The sequence below is a fragment of the Okeania sp. SIO2C9 genome (assembly GCF_010672455.1).
In the GTDB taxonomy this organism is placed as follows: Bacteria; Cyanobacteriota; Cyanobacteriia; order Cyanobacteriales; family Microcoleaceae; genus Okeania.
Window position 1 is genome coordinate 327,972 of record NZ_JAAHGO010000007.1, and the last position, 24,120, is coordinate 352,091.

The window sequence follows — 24,120 nt, forward strand, 5'->3', positions numbered from 1 at the left end:
TTAAGAAAACAAAAGAATACGGATAGAGAATTCCGATATCAGAAAGGGTATATTAAAAATCCTATATATGTAGATGTGGTAGAACATTTATTTGTTAATATTCGAGATTATTTAACCTCTGATTGGGAGGGTGGTATTAATTTTGGTTTGAAGCGTGGTTATTTAATTTAGCTAGCTAATCATTTGTATTGAAATAATTTCAACTGTGCCAGTTTAGAAAAATCACTACAACTGTCTACTCTCTTCTATGACAATTAAATAACTGTCACCTACATACTAAGTTCTACCTTAATAGTTAGCTTAGGATTGGTATTAAGAAAGGCAAGAACACAAGAGTGACACTTTTTAATCTGGTCAGTTTCTATTAATAATCTGTCAGAGACTTGGTAACACTTTCTCAAATCTGCCTAGATCATTACACCAAAAATAACTTAACTGAAAAACCATGAACTTATTAACAACAATTAATTCCACTAATCAGACCCAATTTGACCTAGCTGGTTATTGCCATTCCACTCCTAATTATCTACAAACCAGAGCCAGAATTAATTATTTACTTGAACGCTATCTTTCTCAAGACATTCTTACAGAAAGACTATTAGACTTACCTCAACAATTTGAAAATCCTCAACAAAGACCATGGCAAAAAATTAATTTGCAAGCAATTAACAATAGTCAAATTATTGGTATCGAACCAACATTATTTTTACAAGTAATTGCTTCCGCCGTAGAAATTGAAGCACCAATTCGTTCCTATTCCCAAGAAAGTTGGGGTTATTTACAAACAGCTCATCCTCAATTAGCTAGATTTATGGGAGGTGTAACTGATGAAAATGGGAAAATAATTGAAGTTGGTACTTGGGAAAAAGAAGAACGACAACACGCCCCTACTTTTAACAAGATTTATCAACAACTTACAGGGAAAAAATTACAGCAAAAACCTAATACCGTTCATGGTTATAAACCTACTGGAAATGTACGGGCAGAAATCTATAATCATGGAGTAAGTAGAATAAGTTCTGAATGGAGTGCCGTATCTATTTATATATGGTTAATGTCTCATTCTACAGGGGCATTACAAATGGCGATCGCTCAACCTTTACAAGATGAAGTTAATCATTTGGCTAAGTTTTGGGGAATCACTAGATGGGGTTTTGGTGATTCGGTTTTTCGGCGAGTTATTGGCAGTATCTCTCGTCTACTTAGACTATTAAATTATCATCAAAAAGAGCGAACTTCTGGTCAAGATATTATCAAGTTTTATCATTTAAAATATGGTATTGAGATTGGCTATAGCTTGATGAAAGTAATGACACAAATGTGTCGTTGGAATTACCATTTAAAAGCTGATGCTTTGAGTCAAGTTTTTGGTAATTATCTCAGTCATACTTCTGAAGTTCAAAAATCAAATGAGTGATATAGCAGAAGGAAGAAGGAAGAAGGAAGAAATAAGGACCGAAGTTAGAAAAATCTGGCGTTGTCTGAATTTTTAGCTTTTGATATGTCCTAACCTTTTCTTCGACTGTGATAATTATTGCGAGGGAAGTTTTTAAGAGTTAATTATTTGGCATCCGAATCATAGAGAAAATTAACATCTATATATTGTCCTCTTCCTTCTTTCCTTCCTTTACCGAATAATTAAGATTTAAAGCCTAATCTCATCAATAATTGTTAATTCTTAATTGTTGAAAATTGTTATATTATTTCGATTCCGGATAATAGCGTGATGAAAAAATCGATCCTCCTATCTTTTCTTTTCTATAGAATCATTTGGTATCTTTACACACGGTATGTGCTTTTGGGATAGAAGTCAGTCCTCAAAACTCAGTCTTGGTGAAGTCAGAAAATTCAGAAATAGAATAGGGGAAAAAGCGGATGCGACCCCGCGCCGTCACACGGCGCAAGCGGTCTGACCCCGGCGTTTGCGTCAGCGTCCCGTAGGGAAAGGTTTCCTCGCCATGGGAATGCTGAAGAGAGGGAACGCGCACCAAGCAGAATTCCCAAAATTGTCTGTTCGTTGAATAAAACTCTGACAATGACATTTTGAAAACATAAACAGAATGATGCAAGTAGAACAATGAAAAAACCAAGCATATAATTTATAACAAAGGACTGTTTTAAGACCTTGACTATTGTGGCATTAATTATATGATGTCTGGTGAATAACTTTTAAATAGATTAAGAGTTAGCCTTCTTTGGAGGAACTACGTTAACAGTTATAGCTATCAAAGGAAAGGGTGCAGAAATATCAAAAGCTTAAAACTCAGACAACGCAAAACTTTTCCTTCTTTCTTCTTCCTTCTTCCTTCTGCTATATCAAGTGTATGATAGAGGATAGCGAATAGACTTGTCGTTTTATAACTTAAAAAATCCCCAAAAACTTTGTTATGTAAGGATTGTAGCTATTGGTAGCCAAAAAGTATTGGAATTATTGCTCTGTCTAGGTTGGAGCGATTTTTTCCCTCTATTTAGCGACAACTCTAATGTTTACTCCGCGTCTACAGACCCGCCATCAATACGCACTACACGCTTTTCAAAATATTGTTAATTGTTGAAAACCGTAATCAGTATACTAGCAATGACCGGATTTGGTATAACTAGAAAATAAGAAAGTAGTTGATACAGCAGAAGTCAGGATGCTGGAAAACTTATATATCTGGTACTGTGGATATGAAAGTACATAAAGGTTTATCTATTGCGACCAATACACTATGCTTCGCCACGTCCACTACCTCGTTCATCACAGTACACCCTAACTTGAGCAAAAGATTGTTGGGTATTTGAGGTTGAGTAATTTAGTTGTAAACTGCAGATATTACGGAATAAAATCGTCGAAATTACGATGGAAATGTAAATAAATAGGTAGAGACTCATAGGAGTTGTCCATTGTTCATGCAAGGAGTTTCTACTATTAAATACAAAACTTATATAGTCTTTTCAGGATATAATTCAGTGTCTTTACTTATTCCAGGAAAATTGCGGCCAGATGATCAATTATTTAGGTGATTAGGGATGAGCGATCGCTGAGTCTACTTGCTTCAACAAGATTTCTAAGGTTGAGGAGTTATCCAAAACTACATCCGCTTGTTGACACTTATTTTCTAGAGGCATTTGATGATTAATTCGAGTGTAAGCTTGTTCTTGACTTAACCCATCCCGTTTCATCAATCTTTCTATTTGTTGTTGAGGAGAAGTGTATGTAACCCAAATTTCTGTTACTAAATCAGTCATTTTGGCTTCAAACAGTAATGGTACTACTAATACTGCTGTGGGGTATCTATCGGAGCTATGATACCCAGGTTCATTATTTTTGATGACAAACTGCTGAATATTCTGCTCGAAGCGATCGCGTACATAAGGATGAATTTGTTTCTCTAACCAGAGTAACTCCTCTTGATTGTTAAAAACAATCTCTCCTAATTTTTGCCTATTAAGATTACCATTAGCTAACAATATATCAGTGCCATAGTTTTCTACTATATTATCTAAAATCAATGAATTTGGTTGTACGGCTTTGCGAGCATAAATATCTGCGTCCCAAATTGGGAGATGGTGAGTTTTGTTCAGATAATTTGATACAGTAGTCTTTCCTGTACCAATACCCCCAGTTAAACCAATGAGACGCATATAAATAAGTCAAAAGTCAAAAGTTAAAAGTCAAAAGTTAAAAGCCAAAAGTTAATTATTTTTAGACAGAGCCTAACTTTTAGTAGTTTAGCTTAATTTATACCATTTATTATCGTCGCTAGTTCCTTTGCTGGTAGTTGTAGGTTGTAGGTGTAGAAAACAGGCGCGAGCAACCCTGATTGAAAACTCCTCTTCCTTGTAATTACTGTTATCTTCACTGAAAAGTTACAAGCAAGTTATGAAAATTTTAGATTACAGTAGAAATGGAAATAGCTCAAACAGAAATTTTCTCTATAATATTTATTTGATTTTATGTTATGGCAATAGCCAGAGCGGTTAGGACTTATGCTGATGATGAATCTTAGACTAAGCAATGTTTTTCCCACTGTTCCCTATCTTGGTCAATTGGATATGGTGAGGAGACCTCGCCATCCCACCCTACGGTTCGCTTTGAAGATCGACCGCTTGCCTCTGTCGCCGAGGCGGGGTCGTACCGCTGTTCCCTGTTTCCTGCTATAGATGTAGCTCATTAATTAAAGGACAAAAAAATATTGACGAAAGAGTAGTTATATGATAAGCGATCAAAAATCACAAACCAATGAACCATGCACCCATCTATAAAATTTATCAGATTCTCATAGCTGTTCCCCTAACAGGACTTTGGATATTGGATACTGCTGCCCTCCTACCATTCCATGACAAGGAAAATAATGGTAGATTAAGAATGATTTCATGGAAAATTTTGTCCGCTAAAATCGCATCAGCTCAAACATCAACTCAACCAATAGTTCCCGAAGAAAACTCAACCAATACAGTAGTAACTCCGGTAATACCATCCCCAGATTCTTCCCAAACTCGCTTTGATATTACAGGTGGGAAGCAATCAAAAGATAATACTAATCTTTTCCATAGCTTCGAGAGATTTAATTTGGGAGAAAACCAAATTGTTAACTTTATCTCTAACCCAAATATCAAAAATATTCTGACTCGTGTCACTGGTGGAGATGCTTCTGTAATTAATGGTCTAATTCAGGTAACAGGGGGCAATTCCAACTTACTGATTATGAACTCTGCGGGTATAATTTTTGGTGCAAATGCTAGATTGGATGTACCTGCATCTTTTGTCGTGACTACTGGTTCAGGTATTGGTTTTGACTCTGGTTGGTTCAATAGCATAGGTGAAAATAACTACGATATTTTAACAGGAAATCCTAGTGCTTTTTCTTTCCCGATGACGAGTCCTGGAGTCATTTTAAATGAAGGAGAGCTAACTGTTGAAGCAGGAGAAAGTATTATTTTATTGGGGGGTACAATTATTAATACGGGTAAAATTTCTGCACCAGGTGGTGAAATTACGATCTCTACAGTTCCTGGAGAAAATTTAGTCCGTATTAGTCAAGAAGGACGTTTATTAAATTTAGAAATAGCGACAGAGGATGGAGGAATTTCTAATGATTTACCAGAAGAATTACACAGTTTAAATCCCTTATCTATACCAGAGCTTTTAACAGGTAATAGTGAAGTGATGGAAATGGCTACTGGAGTTAGAGTTAATGATAATAATGAAGTGGTTTTGACAGGTTCTAATCAAGTAATTCCTACAGATTTAGGTACAACGATTGTATCTGGTTCTCTTGATATTTCTTGGGCAGAAAATTCTGAATTGGCAAATACAAGTAGAATCAATATTTTTGGAGAAAAAGTAGGATTATTTAATGCCAAGCTTAATGCTTCTGGTCTCTATGGTAGTGGCAATATTAGAATTGGTGGAGATTCTCAAGGTTTAGGAACAGCTCCTCGTGCTACTCGTACTTATGTAGATGAAAATACAGAAATATTTACTACCTCTTTTAGGGATGAGGGTGGAAATATAGTTATTTGGAGTGATGAAGAAACTAGCTTTTTTGGCAAAATAGAAGCTATTGGTCGGATTGAGGAACAGTCTATATCGGCAGAACAAAATTCCAGTAAAAATCTAGTAGAAGTTTCTAGTCAAGGAAATTTAATTTTTGATGGTACTGTTAATTTAGGTTCTCCAGATGTGTTGGGCAGTTTATCATTTAAGGCTGAAAATATTAATATTGTAGATACAAATATTGAGATAGCAGATAATCCTTTAAGAGGTGAAACGGCAATAGAATCTCAAATATCAAAATCATCAATAGAAAGCATATCAGATAGTACAAATATTACTTTTCAAGCGTCTGATAATATTACTATCAACAATTTATCTGAAACTCAATTAAGCTTTGCTCAGACAAAAGGTGAAATCTCATTTGTCGCAGATAGTGACGAAAATGGTTTGGGGTCTTTGACAATAGACTCAGAAAATACTATCAATACTCAAGGAGCAGCAGTTAATATTTCTGGCACGACGATAAATACTGGAGATATTAATACAGAAGGAGGAGAACTTAATCTCACCAGTAGTCAAGGTTTTGTGATGACTAATAACTTATCTACTACCAACTCAAATATGACAGTAGAAAGCAATGGTGGGAATATTGATATTACAGCACAGGGAGATATTACTACAGGGGAAATTGATGCGAGTGGAGACTCTAGGGGTGGGAATATCACTATGAATGCTGCTACTAATATTGATACAGAAAGCATTAATGCTGAAGGTCAACAAAGTGGTGGGAATATTGATATTAGAGCACAGGGAGATATTACTACAGGAGAAATTGATGCGAGTGGAGACTCTAGGGGTGGGAATATTACTATAAATGCTACTACTGATATTGATACAGAAAGCATTCATGCTGAAGGTAGGCAAAGTGGTGGGAATATTGATATTAGAGCTGGAAATACTCTAAACTTGCGAGGAATATCAACCTCAAGCGGTAGTCGAGAAACTGGTAACATTAGTATTACTGGAAATGAAATCAACCTTTTAGGTGGAGAAAACAGTGTCAGTAGTAATGGGAGACTCATCTTACAACCAGCATCAGAAAATCAAAATATTACTCTGGGAGGATTTGAAAATATAGAAGGGACAGACGGCAATTTGCCTCTACACCTGACAACAGGAGATTTGGTAACTTTGGCAAATGGTTTTGAGTCTGTTACTATCGGAAAATCTGAAAACTCTGGCAATATTACTATTGCTTCTACAGAAAGCAGCAATAACAATGGAGTTGTATTCAATGACCCCACAACTATTCAAGCAGAAACAATTACAGGTACAGGTACAATAACTGGGGTAGATAATGCTCAAATTACTATAAATGCTAATAGTGATATTTCCACTGGCAATATTTCCACATCCACAGGTATTAGTATTACCAGCATTCAAGGCAATGTTAAGACTGGAGATGTGACTGCAAATATATCAGATAATAGTATTGGCAATATTGATATTGCTAGTAGTGGTTCTATCGAAACGGGAAAACTAACCACCACAAGAACAACAGCAGGAGGAAATATTAATTTACAAGCAGGCGATCGTATAACTATAGGTAGAATAAATTCTAGCGCTACACCAGGAAATGCAGGAGAAGTTAAACTGAATGCGGAAAACGCTATTGAAGTCATATCTATACAAGCAGAAGGGGGAAATAGTGGAGGTAATGTAGAAATTACTACAGGTGATACTCTCAGGATAAGAGGTACTTTTTTAGACCAAAATCAGAATATTGCTAGTATTTCTACCGCAGGAGAGGTAGTGGGGGGAAATATTGCTATTAGTACTGGAAATACACCTTTTATCGTTGGAGATGCTACAACTAATGGTTCTGTAGGAGCAATAACAGATGGAAAATCAACAGTTTCACCCGATCGCTCTCTACCTAGTAGTTTTCAACTCAAAGAAGTAGAGAACTCTCAACCACAAAATTCTGACACTACTGAAACCACAACGGAATCAGAAAGTCAAGAAAATCAACCTCACTCAGAAGAATCAACTCCTCAAAATGTCACTCAACCAGAATCGACAGAATCTAGTAATTCTGAGGAAAATCAAACTACTACCATTACCGAAACTCAAATAGAATTAGTTGAGGAGCCAAAAAATATAGAGGAACCGCAAACTCAAATTCCCCCTGAAGTAGATAACGAGGAACCCTCAAACACAGATCAAGATATACAGATAGTATCTCAAAACCCCGAATCAAACTCACAAATTTTAGATAATTCTGAACCTACTGCCCCTATTGCAGAAAACATTGCATCCTCAATGAGTAGTTCAGAAGAACCTACGACCCCTATTGCAGAAAACATTGCATCCTCAATGAGTAGTTCAGAAGAACAAATTATCCCATTAGTTGTGGAAAATCAAAATCAAAATCAAAATCAAAATCAAAATCAAACTACATTGGAATTTGACCAACCGAATAACTCTCAACTTGTTGTCGAAAATGTGGAGACAAATATTCTTGTAGAAGATACTAATTCCAGTTCAATTGCATCAGTTTTAGAACAAACTGTTGCTATAGAAAATCCCGTCCAAGGTAAGTCCTCTCAGAAACAAACTCCAACTATAGTCGTAGAAGAAAATATGACTACCACTGCTTCCGAAATTTCTCGCAACGATAATTACAATCAAGTTAGTTTAACTGATACCCTATCGCAAATAGAGTTAAACAGAGGCAGAGAATTCGCGGGTTATTTAGGAAAAAATATTACTAAAAAAACTGTCACAGCAGCAAATATCCGAAATACTCTCAGTAGCGTTGAAAAAATAGGCATCAGACCAGCAATTATATATGTATCTGCACAACCCAATAATTTAGAACTGCAATTGTTTTTGCCAAACGGTAAACCTATCGTCAGAAGTAGTGGGCAAACAAGAGATGAAGTGATTGAGGTTGCCAAAAAATTTACAAATCAGATTAGGACTCCCAGTCAATTAAATTCTGATAATTATTTACCAAATGCTCAAAAATTACATCAATGGTTAATTGCACCAATTGCTGAAGAATTGGCAAATCATAATATTAATACGATCATTTTTTCGATGGATAGCGGTTTGCGAACTCTTCCCATAGCCGCTCTACATGATGGTCAACAATTCCTGGTCGAAAAATATAGTTTGGGATTAATTCCTAGTTTTACTTTAACTGATACAACGTATGTTGGATTAAATGGTTCTCAAGTTTTGGCAATGGGAGCATCTGAATTTCCTGGTAATACCGAGCAAACTCCTCTGCCAGCAGTACCTGTAGAACTTAAAAGCATCGTGAATAATCTTTGGCCTGGTAAATCTTTTTTGAATCAAGGATTTACTCTCGAAAATTTAAAGCAGCAAAGTAGCAAAGAAAAATTCAAAATTATTCATTTAGCTACTCATGGAGAATTTCATCCAGGGGGTGCTGACAATTCTTATATTCAATTCTGGGATACTAAGTTACGCTTAAATGAATTACGCCAGTTACGTTTGTATAATACACAGGTAGAGTTATTAGTTTTGAGTGCTTGTACTACTGCAGTCGGAGATGAAGAAGCTGAGTTAGGTTTTGCTGGGTTAGCAGTGCAAGCGGGAGTCAAGTCTGCTTTGGCAAGTCTTTGGTACGTTAGTGATACTGGTACATTAGCTTTAATGACTGAGTTTTATCAGAGTTTATCTAACAGACCAATTAAAGCAGCAGCATTACGACAGGCCCAGTTAGCAATGTTACGGGGAGAGTTGCATTTACAAGATGGTCATATACTCCGAAATGGTAATAAACATCTACCTCTACCACGGGAGTTAGCTAGAGGAGGTAGAAGGGATTTATCTCATCCTTATTATTGGGCAGCATTTACGATGATTGGTTCGCCATGGTAAAAGAAGGAAGAAGGAAGAAGGAAGAAGGAAAAATAGGGAAACAATTTATCGCTCCAACAGTTTCACAAGAAAAAATAGAAAGTTCAACTTTGCTCTCCTGCGATCGCTATTCAATACCGTTCTACATACCATCCAGGAATACCATAGTTCCATCCTCTCATAGTTTCAAAAGGGTCTGCTCTTGTTAGTCTCTGATCGTCAGACACAGCTACCAGAGGTTTTAAGTTATTGTTAATTTGTTGTTTTTCAGTTACGTTGTTCAAAGTATTTCGTGGGAGATTTTTTTCTTTCTCAATCATTTTTTTTGATTCAAATTGTTTGCTAATTTAACATTAACCTACTTATTAAATTAATCAATCCCTCTGGTCGTTAATCTCAATATTTCATTAAATAAATTTAAACTTTGTAATGTATGTTTAGGAATCCCGCGCTGTCTCGTAGAGCAGCGTCGGGAGGATGTCAAAAGAATGATTATTATTATGAGAAAAACATTGAATTTTTGAAAGGGATTATATCTTTTAAACCCTTACCCCACAATAGTTTTGAGGCGCTTGTCACCCCGTGAGGTTTCTAGGTGTCTTTTTCTCCCCCTAACTCCACATTCCCCTCCAGGGAGGGGTTATATCAAATCCGTTTAATTCGGCACTTCAACAATTAATAATGAATAATGAATAATGAATAATTACCTCTCTATGAATTGAAGAGGATTGACAAATTCATGAAAATTTTTCTTCACAGGAGTCGATTGGATATGGCTCCGAGACCTCGCCATCCCACCCAACGGGGAAGCTGCGAAGATCGACCGCTTATTATCCCCTTAAAAGGGGAGGCGCATACCCACAATTTTTCGGTAAAAAATGTTCCATCTTCAACCATTACCAAATATTTCTAGATATCCCCATCTCCCTATCTCCCCTACTCCCCTACTCCCCTACTCCCCTACTCCCCTACTCCCCTACTCACCATCTAATTACACTGATGCTACCGGATTTGATATTAGGGGTGGGTATCCACACTCCCTATCAATTATTCTCTAGTGAGAATAAATTAACCCTGCCCTCCGAGGGAGCTACACTATCGGATAATTTAGTTATAATAAAATTTGTGTTTGTTTGTAGTTGGACTTTAGCCCTAATATAAGTATTGTCAGGGCTAAAGCCCAACTACGAAGCCCTACTATCAAAATAATATGAGTCTGGCAACCCCGCCTTTTAAGGCGATCGGGTTTTTGGAGCGGGGCTTAAATCCCCTAATTCCCCTCCACGGTCGGGGGAGGGGCTAGGGGTGGGTTAACTTCTGTACGTCGCCAATCCGACGGCTCCCCTATCTGACTTCTGACTTCTGACGCGCGTTAAAATTGTTCTACTGGACATGATATAATTGTGCGGTGACGATGAGTATTACAAATTATTTTGGGAGTCATAAAACCAGCATCAATTAATTCTTTTTCAATATCTAAAGTGAAATATTCATCCAAATAAGGTTCCGTACTTTTCAACAAAGTAAAAACATAAGGTTTCATTGTGGCATAAACTTCTGATTTAGGGTTCATATCCATAATTGCAATATTGCCCTTTGGACGTAATAACCGTCTTGCCTCGCGAAATATTTTTTTAGTAGCAGTTTGTGGTAGTTCGTGACAGACTAAAGAGATAGAAACTAAATCAAAAGAAGCATCAGGCAAACCAGTTTCTTCCGCAGCAGCATGAACCCAATTAATGTCTAAATTTTGTTGTTGGGAACGATACAAACCAACTGCTAAAAAATAAGGTGATAAATCTACCCCTGTCAACTTAGCCTCTGGGTAAACTTTTTGTAGAGTAAAAGTATTTAACCCCGCACCACATCCTAAATCTAAAATATCTTTTGGTGCAGTAATTTTTGGTTTGAGAATATCAAGAAAACTTTTACGAAGTCTAGCATCTCCAGCAATACCTGATTCTGGCCAAATGCCAGCATGAACTGCCAAAGCAGCTACTTCTTCTTCTACAGCAGCTTCCCAACTCATATTACCTTTTTCATAGGCATGAAATGAAGTAAGGTAATATTGTGGATAAATCAAATTAGGATTATTTACTATTTCCCATTCTTTATCCCAATTACGTTCGGAAAGTTCTTTTACTTGTTTGCGCCAAGGTACACCAATTTTTTCAGCACGTTTAATAATCATCTTTCGTGCTTGAGTTTTTGCCAATTTTGCCAGTGGTTTAATGGAGAGAATTCCATTTACTAATTGTGTTGCTATATCTGATTTAGGTTTTAAAGTAGTAGTCATTTCAGTTATCAGTTATCAGTTAATTTCCTATGGTCGTAACTTTCCTGCGGAATGCGGAGCAAACGTCATATTTTATCCTTAAAAAAATTGTTTAAATTGAAGAAGGAAGAAAGAAGAAGGAAAAAGGAAAAAGTGGATGGGGACTTAAAACCACAACTAATTGTAAATACCATGTGGACGGCGAAGTATTAAACCCTAAAGAAAAATTTATCTTTTTCTATTCTGCCAATCATCAGATTTATATCAGGGAACAGGGAAAAGCCAAATAAATTATAAGACGTAGTAGAACAACACAGCTAGAATGGTGCCTTACGACGGATTTTTCAATGCCTTTCACAATCTAGATTTTAGCCGTCTAACTGAGCCTACAAATTTTGCACTGACTCCTGTAGGGGCGAATGGCCATTCGCCCCTACTTCCCCTCCCCCTCCCAGGAGGGGCGAGGGGTGGGTTGACTCCTGACTCCTGACTCCTGACTCCTGACTCCTGAAAATTACCGTTGCAAATTTCTTGGATCTAGAGCATCTCGCAACCCATCTCCTAATAAATTAAAGGCTAATACTGTCAAAATAATCAATAATGCTGGTGGCCATACTAACCATGGTTGTAATACTAAGATTGAAGCGTTGGTGGCTAAAGATAGCATATTTCCCCAGGATGGGTCTGGTTGTTGAATGCCTAAACCAATCAAACTCAAAACTGATTCTGAGATAATAAAACTAGGAATGGCTAAAGTGGCTGAAATAATTATGTATGTTGCAGTTTGAGGCAATACATGACGGATAATGATGTAAAAAGAATTTGCTCCCATTGCCCTTACAGCTTGGACAAATTCTCGTTCTTTAATGGATAGCACTTGTCCACGAATTACCCTTGCTAAACCTGCCCAACTAATAAATGAAGTAATAGCTACAATTAATAGAAATCTTTGAGCGCTAGTTAAACTAGGTGGTAATACAGCAGCTAATGCTACTAACAAATAGATACCTGGAATTGTCATTAGTACTTCAGCAAAACGCATCAAAATACTATCTACTAAACCACCAAAATAACCAGAAATTCCTCCAATAATCATCCCTAGAGGAAAGTAAATCAGAATACCTACTAAACCAATAAATAGACTAATACGACCGCCAAAAATTAGGCGACTAAATTGGTCTCTTGCTTGTTCATCAGTGCCTAATATGTTAAATTTTGCTTCACCTGTACTGCCAAATAAATGTCGATCTAGCGGCAAGATGCCAAACAGTTTATAGGGTGTTCCTTTAACGAATAAACCGAGAGGGGATGGTTTATCTAAGTCTACATTTAATTTGCGCAGTCCAGTTTCTAAGTCTACTGGTCCTTGAGTTGTGGGATAAATATGGGGTCCAATAAAATTACCTGTTTGGTTTTGCCAATAAATTTTAGTGGGTGGTAGTAGGGAACCATTAGGTTGAGATGCGTAGGGGTCATAAGGGGCAACAAAATCAGCAGCAATTACTACTATGTAAAAAATTAATAGTAATAATGCACCAAATCTCGCTAGAGGATTTTTTTTAAGATTTTTCCACCATTTCATATTTAAGAAGTAAGAAGTAAGAAGGAAGGTTTCAGCAATTAATAATTAATAATTAATAATTACCTCTTCTTTTCAAGGAGAGGATTGACTCAAAGGAAAAGTTTTTCTTGTTTCTCCTTTACAAGGAGAGGCTTTAAACCTTAATTATTCGGTAAGAAGGAAGAAGGAAGAAAATAATATTATATTTCCTCTCCAGGGGAGTTACCCTATCGGATAATTACTGATAATAAGGTTTTTGTTCGTAGTTGGGCTTTAGCCCTAATACTATATTAGTCAGGACTTACGCATAAGGTATGAAAAATTAGGATTTGAGATTGCTTCCCTATCGGTCGCAATGACTAAAATATGTTGTATTGCATAAGTTCTAGTAATTTAAAATAAAAATGAGACGGATAAATCTCTTATTCTTCAAGATTATATCAAGGTTAAGTGCCTCAAGATTAACTAGAATGACTATCAGTATTGTCAGGGCTAAAGCCCAACTACGAGCCTAATTAAGTTAGAAAGAAGAAATAATTTAGGTAAAAGGAAGGATAGAAAAAAAAATAAGTAAGAGATAATAAGTTAAGGAGAAATTTTTTGATTTAATTGTTTTATTTCTATTTCTGATAATTCATGTTCTTCATCCATAGGATTATAAAAGAAAGAGCCAGTTTGGGGTGGTAATTTTGGATTTAGCACCACTTCTACAATACTTTTTAAAACTCCAGTGAGTGGAATTGCTAATATTACTCCCAAAAGTCCTCCTATTTTACCACCTAATAGTAATGCTGCAAAAATAATTACTGGGCTAAGTCCGGTTAAATTGCCCATGACTCTAGGGGCAACTATATTATCTTTAATTTGTTGGAGAGCGATCGCTACGATTAAGACTTTTAAAGCTAACCACCAATTAATAAATGTTACTATACTGCCTACAGTGCCAATGCCCAAAGTTGCGCCAATAAATGGAATTAATTCCATTAAACCTATAAATACTGCGAATAGTAGAAAATAGGGAACACCAAGAAGCCAAAAAGCAACAGATAAGGTAGTTGCCATAAATAAACCTAATAACAACTGTCCAGAAACAAAACTTTGCAGATTAACTTCTAGGGATTTTGTAAATACATCTCGTACTTTTGGAACAATAATACTTGTTAGATTATCCCAAACTCTTTCTCCATCTAAGAGCATATAAAAAGAAATGACTAAGATTAAGATTAAGTCGAAAAACCAGTTAACTGTGCCTAAGACAAAAGCCAAACTTGTAGTAGCGATCGCTTGTATTTGTTCTTGGGTTTCTGCTAGTAATTGTTGTTGCCAAATACCAACATCGAAGGGTAAGTTATTATTTTCACTCCAGGTTTGAAATTCTGTTAATTGCCATCTGGCAGATTCTAATAAGTCGGGAAATTTCAACCACAATTGTCGAGCTTGGTTAAGAACTGGTGGAACAATAGTTAGGCCGATAATTAATATTATTAAAGCAGCGGTTAAATATACTAAACCTGCTGCCAAACTTCGAGGCAAAATTTTTTGTAGTTTAGACACTGGATAGTTCAACAAAAACGCTACTAATCCTGCTGTAATTAGAATACTAACTATTTCACCTACATAACTAATTGCCCCGATTGTTAACCATCCTGCTACTAATAATAATAACCATGTAATTAAAAACTGTTGAATAGGTGAAAATTTGACATCCATAAAGTCGGTAATTAGTATTAGTAATTGGTCAGAGCTTAGGCAGCTTCAAAGTTTATCAAAATAACATGGGTCGCGCAACCCCGCCTTTTAAGGCGATCGGGTTTTTGGAGCGGGGTAAATCCCCTACTTCCCCTCCCAGGAGGGGAGGGGTTAGGGGTGGGTTGGGAGGGGTTAGGGGTGGGTTAACTTCTGACTCACAGGAGTGCGCATTCCGCAAGCGAGCTGGCGTCGTCGCGGGGTCGCACCGCTTCTAACTTATGACTTATGACTTCTGACTTCTGACTTCGTTAAGATATTCCTGTTTTGTAGAATTCTAGCGTCTCACAAATTACTTCACACTGATTATTGGAAATAGTCACCTGAGATTTTTGTCTGTGAAAATTTTTAATATTATCTAAAGACATAATTTTTTCCGTTAGAAAGTATAAAAATCGAAGAAAAGGGCGCGGAAATATCAAAAGTTTAAAACTCAGACAAAACAAGATTTTTCCTCCTTCCTTTAGCTATATAAGATAGTGTTGAAAAAATTAAAATCTTTAGAGGTAAAGGTTTTTAACATTTAAGTAATTAGCCGATAATAACTGAATTTAGTATTAGAGATATTTTCTTTTTCTTGTTGCCGAAAAATCGTGGTCTAAGGTATCCCCTTTTAAGGGGATAAAAAAAGAGAATTCCGTATTTTCTTGCCTCCTGATTGCAGAGGTACTGTTAACTGATAACTGAAATGACTTATTTCAACAAAATATTATACCAGTTGAAGGAAAATTTAGGATATATCAAAAGCTTAAAACTCAGACAAAACAAGATTTTTCCTTCTCTGGTAGATAAATAATTGCCTAGTGCAGGATGGCAGAAATAACTGACCAGTTACAAAATCCCAAAACAATTACAAATCAAAAATGATTGACTGTCAGATATGCGTCTTACATTCTGGAGGGGCTGTGTGCGGAATTACTTCCGCACAGTAGGCGCCCCGTAGGAAACCTCGCCAATTAGCACTCGATGCATGAATTTTGACTTTTAACTTCCGCGTAGCGACACTAGATAACTAAACACCTATTTCCTTCTTACCGAAAAATTGTGGGTATGCGCCTCCCCTTTTAAGGGGATAATAAGCGGTCGATCTTCGCAGCTTCCCCGTTGGGTGGGATGGCGAGGTCTCGGAGCCATATCCAATCGACTCCTGTGAAGAACAATTTTCATAATTAGTCAATCCTCTTCTTGAAAAGAAGAGGTAATAATTAATAATTAATAATTAATTATTAATTATTAATTATTAAACAGCAACCTTCTGAGAAGGATCATGCTCTATTACAAATACATTGGAGTAAAGGTTAGCAATAATTTGCTTACCTTGCTGTGTTAGCGACAAATATTTCAGAGCATTTTTGATATAAGGATGAACTCCTTGCCAAAAAAATTGCGGATAATTATCGCGCAGATCGCTAGGATTTTTATACCCTACTTTTTCATTGAAACCCATTTCCTCAAATTCATAATATAAAGAACAAATTTTATTGAGGTAGCGGGGGTCACTTAACTGGCCAATTAAATCTGCCGCTCGTACTAAACCAGGATGATTAACAGTATCTTGATGATCTGATTCTTTCGGAACAGGAAAGCGTGTTAATTCAATATTATGTTTAATTATTCCCACATCAATTAGTTTATGACCGCCAAATCGTTCATTAATAAATAATTTTGCGCGATCCACATGATAAGGAGTTAAACTAGCATCCGTACAACCTAATGGTAAATTAACCATTTCATCACCCCTACCCGTAGCGTACCATCCTTTTTTGTCTGCCCGACAAACTCCTTTTACATATCCTATGTCATGGCAAACTAAGGAAATAATATAATGTAACCAATCTTCGCAGGCAACTCCTCCTTCTCGAATATGTTTTCCCCGTAGAATTTCTTGGCCTACAAGAGTCACCAGAATTGTATGCTCTACATTATGGTAAAGAGCATCGCTATTGGCAATATTTTCTAGTGCCATATTTCCTGCCCAACCAATAATTTCTTCGTAGTTAGACTTATAACCGCCGTAAGTGCGACGGTAGCCATCTTTAATTTTTTCGACAAATGAATTAATTAATATTTCAGTGGCATTAAACATATTTTTTTCTTAATTTGTTTTGATTTTTTTAGGCTTTTCTAAATATTGTAGTTGTCTGAATTATTTTTTTGCTTTCTTACGTCATTTATTCTTACTTACTTAATATTATAAATAGTGCTAAAGGTAATGAGACACAGAAAGCGAAATCAGGGTCATTTTTATATTCGAGTTACTTCATGGTTTAAAGAAATCTAACAAAACTATAATTTTTCTTTACAATATAATTGTTGAGTGATGATGGAAATGGGTGAAACTAAATTGAGACAAGATATTATACCAGAAAATATACTAGAAAAGCAAGATAGCGATCGTCTAGACAACTCTCATCAAGCCGAGAGCTACAATATAAATACTCTGAGTGTCTATACTCAAAAAGAGGAAGGCGAAGAAATCATTAGTGACAATGTTGCATTTCCTCCCCAGAAGAATAGAGTTAGATGGCAAGGATTAATTGTTGGTATTGGCATCGGTGTAGTTGCTAGTGTGGCAAGTATGCAGTTAGTTTCCGGACCACAGGACAACTCTGGGAACGAAACTATTCCGGGAAATTCTCCCACACAAGCGGTCGAAAATAACTTGGCTCCTACTATGAGTGTCACAGTAGCGGCCGTAGAATTAGCAACTGTAGAACGTACCTTTGATGCCACAGGTGATGTTGTTGCCTTTGATTTGTTGCCAGTATTGCCACAGGCGACTGGGTTGCAAATTCAACAGGTATTGATAGAAGAAGGAGACAAAGTTACTTTAGGTCAGGTGATGGCAATTTTAGATGACTCTGTTTTGAAATCGCAAATTAACCAGGCCAAATCTCAAGTAGAATCTACTAGCAGTGGAGTAAAACAAAGAAAAGCGGCTTACAGCAAGGCTAAGGTAGGGGTAGAACAAGCTATTGCTGCACGCGAACAAGCTGAAGCTGACCGCGACCAAATTAAAGCTGCTATTGCTCAGGCAAAAGCAGGTACAGATGAGGCGATCGCTGGTTTGAAACAAGCAAAAGCAAGTCGGGATGATGCTATTGCTGCATTGAAACAAGCACAAGCAAGTCGAGATGATGCTATTGCTGCGTTGAAACAAGCACAAGCAAGTCGCAATGAAGCTCTGGCATCTGTAGCTCAAACTGAAGCTAAGTTAGCAGAAGCAAAAGCTAACAAAGAACAAGCTCTCAGAGAGTTTGAACGATATCAAATTCTGGAGTCAGAGGGGGTTATTAGTGCTCAAGAATTAGAAACTCGTAGCACTGCTGTGAAGACTGCTAGGGAAGGAGTGCGAGTTGCTGAGGCTAATATTGATAGTGCTAAAGCTAGAGTTGAAAGTGCTGATGCTAACGTTAGTAGTGCTGAAGCCAAAATTGATATTGCTGATGCTAATGTCAGTAGTGCTAAAGCCAAAGTTGATATTGCTAGCTCAAATGTTAGCAGTGCAGAAGCTAGAGTTGAAAGCGCAGAGGCAAATGTCAGTAGTGTTATGGCTCAACTACGCAGTGCAGAGGCAAAAGTTAGTAGTGCAAGTGCGAATGTGAATAGTGCTCAGGCAGAAGTTGACAGCGCTTTATCAAATATTGATAGTGCTATGGCAAATGTTAACAGTGACAAAGCTCGGGTGGAAGAGAGAAAAACTCAGTTAGCACAAACTTTAGTCCGGGCACCAGCAAATGGCATCGTGGCGGAACGAATAGCTCGCGTTGGTGATGTTACTTCTGGTAGTAAAATGTTGTTTTCTATTATTAGAGATAATCAATTAGAACTCCAATTAAAAGTACCAGAAACTCAATTACCACAAGTTAAAGTTGGCAAAAAAGTTCAGATAAGTTCTGATGCTGATAGTCGGATAAAAATGTTAGGAACAGTTAGAGAAATAGCGCCGTTAGTTGACCAAGAAAGTCGCGAAGCTACAATTAAAATTGACCTTCCTAAAAGTGATTTGTTACGACCAGGAATGTTTTTGCGGGCAACAATTACAACAGCAACTAATCAAGGGTTAAAAGTTCCGGCAAAAGCAGTATTACCTCAAGCAGATGGAAAATCTATTGTTTATGTTTTGGCAGAAAATAATCAAGTTAAAGCCGTGCCTATAGAAGTAGGAAAAATCCTGAGTAAAAATAGCGATTTAGCTAATGCTAAAATTGAAATAAAAGAAGGTTTAAAATTAGGCGATCGTGTGGTAGTTGCAGGTGCAGGTTATCTTAAAGATGGAGATAAAGTGAAAGTGATTGAGAAAAATTAGTACATTTTGGATTTTAGGTGAAATTTCATAGCAATAAAAATCGGATAAACATTAACTATAAAGTCATTGCGAATGTAACGCAGTGGAAGGAAGCAATCTCAGGGGTTTGAGATGTCTCTTCCATGCTTATTATCCTATTAAATAATCACTTCTTACTTTTAACTTTTGAATTAATTAGTTCTTGCTTTTGAGTTTTAACTTTTGAATTAATTAGTTCTTGCTTTTGAGTTTTAACTTTTGAATTAATTAGTTCTTGCTTTTGAGTTTTAACTTTTGAATTAATTAGTTCTTACTTTTGAGTTTTAACTTTTGAATTAATTAGTTCTTACTTTTGAGTTTTAACTTTTGAATTAATTAGTTCTTACTTTTGAGTTTTGACTTTTGAGTTTTGAATTAACTCCCTATTACTTTTGAGTTTTAACTTTTGAATTAACTCCCTATTACTTTTGAGTTTTAACTTTTGAATTAATTAGTTCTTACTTTTGAGTTTTGACTTTTGAGTTTTGAATTAACTCCCTATTACTTTTGAGTTTTGACTTTTGAGTTTTGAATTAACTCCCTATTACTTTTGAGTTTTAACTTTTGAATTAATTAGTTCTTACTTTTGAGTTTTAACTTTTGAATTAATTAGTTCTTACTTTTGAGTTTTGACTTTTGAGTTTTGACTTTTGAATTAATTACTTCTTCCTTCTTCCTTCTTCCTTCTTCCTTCTTCCTTAAAATCATGTCATTTCATATCTCAGCTTGGTCAATCAAAAAACCAGTTCCTACCATTGTGATGTTTTTAATCTTAACAATAGTAGGATTAATGTCATTTTTTCAACTAGGAATAGACAACACTCCTAATATCGATGTTCCAGCAGTATCAGTTACAGTAACTCAACAAGGGGCAGGTCCCACAGAACTAGAAACTCAGGTAACAAAAAAAATAGAAGATTCTGTGGCAGGTTTGGGAAATATCGATAAATTAACCTCAAGAGTAACTGATGGAGTTTCTACAACCACCATCTTTTTTGACTTGGGAGTAGATACCGACCGCGCCACTAACGACGTTCGCAATGCCGTCACCGAAATTCGCGAGGAGCTACCTCCAGATATCAACGACCCTATTGTAAAAAGATTAGAAATTATTGGCAGCGGTCCCATTATTACCTACGCTGTCACCTCAGACAAACGTTCAGTCAAAGAACTCAGTGAACTCGTAGACAAAGAAATTAGTCGTACCATTCTCAATGTTCCCGGTGTTTCCGAAATCAACCGTATTGGTGGAGTAGACCGAGAAATTCTCATCGATCTCAACCCAGACAGACTCGAAAGTCTTGGCATTACTGCTACTCAAGTAAACGATCAAATTCGTGCCCTCAACACTAATATCCCTGGTGGACGTTCTCAAGGTGGAGGCACAGAAAAAAGTATTCGTACCATTGGTAGCACTGACACGGTAGAAGCATTAAAAGAATATCGAATCATCCTGCCCTCTGGTGGAGCAGTACCACTGTCCAGTGTAGGTGAAGTCATTGATGGTTTTGGCGAAACTAGACAAACAGCTTGGTTATTAGAAAAAAATCGTGAGGATGAAACTCAGGGTTTTGCACAAGACTCATCAATAGAAAGTAAACCCGTCGTTGCTTTTAGCGTACTTCGCAGCACAGGTACTACCCTAGTGACTGTAGAAAAAGGTGTACGGGCAAAAGTTGCTGAACTGGAACAAACATTACCAGAAGATGTAGACTTAGAACTAATTTTTACCCGGGCAACAGATATTGAAGAATCCTATCAAGCATCTGTAGACGCTCTAATTATTGGTTCCATTCTCACTGTTGTAGTTGTCGGTGTATTTTTGCGAGATTGGCGGCCGACTCTAGTCACGGCAGTAGCATTGCCATTATCAATTATTCCCACCTTTTTAGTAATGCAAATTTTAGACTACACCCTCAACAATATGAGCTTGTTAGCACTAGCATTAGCGATGGGAAACTTGGTAGATGATGCCATCTGTATGATTGAGAATATCGACCAACATATTAATATGGGGAAAAAGCCATTCCAAGCTGCTTTGGATGCGTCAGCAGAAATTGGTTTGGCTGTGGTAGCAACAACTGGAACTATTGTGGCAGTGTTTTTACCTGTGGCGTTTATGGGTGGAGTTCCCGGTCAATTTTTCCAACCCTTCGGCATAACAGTAGCAGTTTCAACGATGTTTTCCACATTGGTTGCTTGTACTATGACACCAATGTTAGGAGCGCGGTTGTTGAGGCCAAAACGGTCTCAAAGTTCCTCATTTTTAAATGATAAATTGGGAGTCAAACAACCCAAAAATCGTCCCTACAATAACTTATTAACTTGGGCACTGCGTCATAAAATTACTACTTTAATTATTGCTGTAGCTTTCTTTATTGGTAGCTTGCAACTGGTGCCACTAATTCCTAAAGGGTTAATGGGTTCTGATGACAATGCTGTAAGTATAGTTTCCTTAGAGTTGCCTCCTGGATCGACTTTGTCTGAAACTGAACAAGTTGCTCAACAGGCAATGCAAATATTAGAACAAAATTCGATTGTTACCAGTGTGTTTGCTGATGTTGGTACTAGGGGCAATAGTGAAGCGGTAAATGAGGGCAAGTTGTATGTAAATATATTACCCAGGCAAGAGCGGGAGATTTCCCAAAAGGAGTTTGAACAACAGATGCGACCTCTATTTCAGGATATTCCAGGGGCGCGGGTGAGTTTTGGTGGTGGGGGTAGAGGAGGTAATAAGGATTTAACCCTTGTTCTGAAGAGTGAAAATGCAACTGCTTTGAAACAGACGGCAGATGCTTTGGAAGCGCAAATGCGAGAAATTTCAGGTTTGGTGGATGTCACTTCCAGCGCGAGTTTGGTGAAACCGGAGATTTTGATTAAACCATTACCTGCTAGAGCTGGAGATTTAGGAGTTTCTGTACAGGCGATCGCTCGTACAGCTTCATTGGCGACTTTGGGAGATCGTGAGTCAAGTTTAGCTAAGTTTGATTTACCAGACCGTCAAATTCCAATTCGAGTACAGTTGGCGGAGGAATTTAGAAATGACTTGGATGCAATTAAAAATTTACGCATTCCTAGTCAAAATGGTGGGTTAGTCCCATTGTCAGCGGTGGCTGAGATTACTATTGGTAGTGGGCCTGCTGAAATCAATCGTTTTGACCGTTATCGCCAGGTTTCCTTGGAGGCAAATTTACAGGGAATTTCTCTAGGAGATGCGGTAGAACAGGTAAAAGGGTTGCCAGCAATGAACCCACTACCGGAGGGTGTTACGGAACAACCTGATGGTGATGCTGAGATTATGATTGAGATATTTGCTGGATTTTTAGGTGCTTTGGGATTTGCAGTGTTGTGTATTTATGCAATTCTGGTATTGCTATACAATAATTTTCTGTATCCGATGGCTATTTTGGTGGCGTTGCCGTTATCTATTGGTGGCGCTTTGTTAGGGTTATTGGTGATGCAGAAAGAGTTGGGTTTATTTGCTTTAATTGGAATAGTGTTGTTGATGGGGTTGGTAACTAAGAATGCAATTTTGTTGGTAGACTGTTCGTTGGCAAATGAAAAGGAAGGAATGTCTCAGTTTCATGCAGTGCGGGAAGCAGGTATTTCCCGGTTGCGACCAATTTTGATGACCACGTTTTCTACTATTGCTGGAATGTTACCTATCGCCTTAGAATTAGGAGCAGGAGGCGCAGAAAGAAGTCCCATGGCGATCGCTGTAATTGGTGGATTTTCGACAGCGACATTATTGACGTTGGTGGTAGTACCTGTGTGGTTCACTTATATTGATAATTTTATGCATTGGTTACAGAAATTATTCCGGGGTAAGGAAATTCGCCCGCAGTTAGATGTTTCTGTTAATGGTCATGGTAATGGGAAAAGTCCGAATGTTTTGAAAAAGGATTCTATTACTACTAGAGGTTAATTTTGTTGCATCTAAAATGGTGCGCTACGAAGGATTGTTAGAGCGGTTTCCGAAGTTATGAGGTACACCCATCGCTGGCAAGATGCCCGCACTGCAATATTTTCACCATTCACTTTGTACGTCATTTGCCCGAAATCTGCTGTAAATGCTTTTGAAACCTTTCTTTCTCTTTTGCCTTTTGCCTTCTGACCTCTGCCTTTAATAAGGGTAGTAGGGGCGAATGGCCATTCGCCCCTACATATTTTTTATCAAAATAACATGGGTCGCGCAACCCCGCCTTTTAAGGCGCAACATTTTTGGAGCGGGGCTCAAATCCCCGTTACCAAAATAACTTCTGTAGGGGCGAACGGCCGTTTGCTTCGCATAACTATCGTTAACGCCCCTACTGACTTCTGACTTCTGACTTCGTTAAACTTTCATACCCATTAATTGTCGGTCTAGATTTATTGACATACTCCCGACGTTGCCCTTACGGGACAACGCGGGATTCTTCAGTCTGGGAAACCCTGACCGCTGTTTAGACAGAGGTGATGTCCTCCCCCTGTGTTGGACCTTACCACAACAAAATGTACCTAGCTTGTCAAGGGCATATGAACGTTTAGCTTATGAAGGTATCCGAATCTTGGCCCTGGCTTTCCCATACGACGCTCCCCTGCGGGAGAGCGCGGGACTTCCCGCCAGGGAAGTTAAAAAATCTCGTCCATACTTACCATTTTCTAATAATAATTTGAGATTTTCTGGCAAATCTTGAACTATTTCTTCACTACAAGAACCCGCAGCTAAAGCTATAGTTGCCACTGTATCTACATCCCCTGTAAAATTAATACAATCCATTAATAAACTGCTCATTTTTTCATTTCTTTCCACTGCAGTAATAGCAGCTCTGACACTCATCCAACCTTTAGAACCTACT

11 protein-coding genes are annotated in these 24,120 nt (G+C 37.4%); 4 read left to right on the plus strand and 7 right to left on the minus strand.

Annotated features, from left to right (window positions below; all coding sequences use genetic code 11):
• Nucleotides 1–445: 445 nt before the first annotated feature.
• Nucleotides 446–1,417, plus strand: coding sequence for a hypothetical protein (locus tag F6K23_RS07755; protein WP_293152931.1), 972 nt, complete (start codon nucleotides 446–448; stop codon nucleotides 1,415–1,417).
• Between the two features lie 1,589 nt (nucleotides 1,418–3,006).
• Here F6K23_RS07755 and coaE read toward each other — a convergent pair.
• Nucleotides 3,007–3,627 carry a dephospho-CoA kinase gene (coaE, locus tag F6K23_RS07760; protein WP_293152934.1) on the minus strand — a complete coding sequence of 207 codons (621 nt, stop codon included), beginning with the start codon at nucleotides 3,625–3,627 and terminating at the stop codon, nucleotides 3,007–3,009.
• 598 nt (nucleotides 3,628–4,225) lie between these two features.
• On the opposite strand from coaE, the gene F6K23_RS07765 reads away from it, so the two are divergent.
• Nucleotides 4,226–9,394, plus strand: coding sequence for a CHAT domain-containing protein (locus F6K23_RS07765; RefSeq protein WP_293152937.1), 5,169 nt, complete (start codon nucleotides 4,226–4,228; stop codon nucleotides 9,392–9,394).
• Between the two features lie 110 nt (nucleotides 9,395–9,504).
• On the opposite strand, the gene F6K23_RS07770 is transcribed toward F6K23_RS07765, so the two are convergent.
• The 5 genes from F6K23_RS07770 to F6K23_RS07790 all read right to left on the minus strand — a co-directional run bounded on the left by F6K23_RS07770 (nucleotide 9,505) and on the right by F6K23_RS07790 (nucleotide 17,041).
• A complete protein-coding gene (locus F6K23_RS07770; protein ID WP_293152940.1) occupies nucleotides 9,505–9,693 on the minus strand; it encodes a hypothetical protein in 189 nt (62 codons plus the stop codon).
• Between the two features lie 1,052 nt (nucleotides 9,694–10,745).
• Nucleotides 10,746–11,669 carry a class I SAM-dependent methyltransferase gene (locus F6K23_RS07775; protein ID WP_293152943.1) on the minus strand — a complete coding sequence of 308 codons (924 nt, stop codon included), beginning with the start codon at nucleotides 11,667–11,669 and terminating at the stop codon, nucleotides 10,746–10,748.
• Nucleotides 11,670–12,162: 493 nt separating this feature from the next.
• The gene (locus tag F6K23_RS07780) at nucleotides 12,163–13,230 is read right to left on the minus strand and encodes an ABC transporter permease (RefSeq protein ID WP_293152946.1); all 1,068 of its coding nucleotides are present in this window, start codon (nucleotides 13,228–13,230) and stop codon (nucleotides 12,163–12,165) included.
• Between the two features lie 564 nt (nucleotides 13,231–13,794).
• Nucleotides 13,795–14,919 (minus strand): AI-2E family transporter, encoded by a 1,125-nt coding sequence (locus F6K23_RS07785; RefSeq protein ID WP_293152948.1) that lies wholly within the window; start codon nucleotides 14,917–14,919, stop codon nucleotides 13,795–13,797.
• A 1,276-nt stretch (nucleotides 14,920–16,195) separates the two neighbouring features.
• Nucleotides 16,196–17,041, minus strand: coding sequence for an Npun_R2479 family HD domain-containing metalloprotein (locus F6K23_RS07790; protein ID WP_293152951.1), 846 nt, complete (start codon nucleotides 17,039–17,041; stop codon nucleotides 16,196–16,198).
• 243 nt (nucleotides 17,042–17,284) lie between these two features.
• On the opposite strand from F6K23_RS07790, the gene F6K23_RS07795 reads away from it, so the two are divergent.
• A complete protein-coding gene (locus tag F6K23_RS07795) occupies nucleotides 17,285–19,264 on the plus strand; it encodes an efflux RND transporter periplasmic adaptor subunit (RefSeq protein WP_293152954.1) in 1,980 nt (659 codons plus the stop codon).
• Between the two features lie 724 nt (nucleotides 19,265–19,988).
• Entirely contained in the window at nucleotides 19,989–23,207 is a 3,219-nt protein-coding gene (locus F6K23_RS07800; protein WP_293152957.1) for an efflux RND transporter permease subunit, read from the plus strand.
• Between the two features lie 603 nt (nucleotides 23,208–23,810).
• Here F6K23_RS07800 and F6K23_RS07805 read toward each other — a convergent pair.
• Nucleotides 23,811–24,101, minus strand: a complete 291-nt coding sequence (locus F6K23_RS07805; protein ID WP_293152960.1) for a hypothetical protein — start codon at nucleotides 24,099–24,101, stop codon at nucleotides 23,811–23,813.
• Nucleotides 24,102–24,120: the final 19 nt, after the last annotated feature.

Excerpts from the sequence above, each read along its gene's own strand:
- F6K23_RS07755 (WP_293152931.1), top strand. The coding sequence starts at position 446 with ATGAACTTATTAACAACAATTAATTCCACTAATCAGACCCAATTTGAC.
- coaE (WP_293152934.1), bottom strand. The coding sequence starts at position 3,627 with ATGCGTCTCATTGGTTTAACTGGGGGTATTGGTACAGGAAAGACTACT.
- F6K23_RS07765 (WP_293152937.1), top strand. The coding sequence starts at position 4,226 with ATGAACCATGCACCCATCTATAAAATTTATCAGATTCTCATAGCTGTT.
- F6K23_RS07770 (WP_293152940.1), bottom strand. The coding sequence starts at position 9,693 with ATGATTGAGAAAGAAAAAAATCTCCCACGAAATACTTTGAACAACGTA.
- F6K23_RS07775 (WP_293152943.1), bottom strand. The coding sequence starts at position 11,669 with ATGACTACTACTTTAAAACCTAAATCAGATATAGCAACACAATTAGTA.
- F6K23_RS07780 (WP_293152946.1), bottom strand. The coding sequence starts at position 13,230 with ATGAAATGGTGGAAAAATCTTAAAAAAAATCCTCTAGCGAGATTTGGT.
- F6K23_RS07785 (WP_293152948.1), bottom strand. The coding sequence starts at position 14,919 with ATGGATGTCAAATTTTCACCTATTCAACAGTTTTTAATTACATGGTTA.
- F6K23_RS07790 (WP_293152951.1), bottom strand. The coding sequence starts at position 17,041 with ATGTTTAATGCCACTGAAATATTAATTAATTCATTTGTCGAAAAAATT.
- F6K23_RS07795 (WP_293152954.1), top strand. The coding sequence starts at position 17,285 with ATGGGTGAAACTAAATTGAGACAAGATATTATACCAGAAAATATACTA.
- F6K23_RS07800 (WP_293152957.1), top strand. The coding sequence starts at position 19,989 with ATGTCATTTCATATCTCAGCTTGGTCAATCAAAAAACCAGTTCCTACC.
- F6K23_RS07805 (WP_293152960.1), bottom strand. The coding sequence starts at position 24,101 with ATGAGTGTCAGAGCTGCTATTACTGCAGTGGAAAGAAATGAAAAAATG.